This window comes from Aquibium sp. ELW1220, assembly GCF_030398385.1.
Classification (GTDB): Bacteria; Pseudomonadota; Alphaproteobacteria; order Rhizobiales; family Rhizobiaceae; genus Aquibium.
Genome location: NZ_JAOAOQ010000133.1, coordinates 1 through 500 on the forward strand (window position 1 = coordinate 1; position 500 = coordinate 500).

General features: G+C 61.4%; 1 protein-coding gene. It reads left to right on the forward strand.

What is annotated here, in order from left to right:
* Positions 1-464: transposase (locus N1F91_RS31065; protein WP_289997777.1), on the forward strand; the 464-nt coding region annotated here is incomplete at its 5' end.
* Positions 465-500 lie beyond the last annotated feature (36 nt).

Sequence of the window (500 nt, forward strand, 5' to 3'; positions counted from 1 at the left end):
TGCTGTCCGACCGCATCGGTTTCCTGCCGCAGCGGATGGCCGCATCGCGGCGCAATCCGTTCGCCGACCCGGTGCGCGAACTGACCGTGCGCATCTCGACCGGCAAGATCATCCGCCTCGTCACCAACGATCTCGACGCGCCCGCGCAGGAGATTGCCGATCTCTACAAGGCGCGCTGGCAGATCGAACTCTTCTTCAAATGGATCAAGCAGAACCTCAAGATCGCCCGCTTCCTGGGAACCTCCGAGAATGCCATCCGCACCCAGCTCTTCGTCGCCCTCATCGCCTATCTCGTGCTGCGCGCCGCCCATGCCGCACAAAAGGCCGTCGCAAGACCGCTGACCTTCACACGTCTCGTCCGCCTCAATCTCATGCACCGCAGACCAATCGACAAACTCACCACACCGCCAAATCCACCGAAGCCAAATCCCAACCAGATCAGCTTCGCGTTCCTGCAAAGCTAAACCGGACAGCAGTGGGACAAGCCCGAGGATGACGGC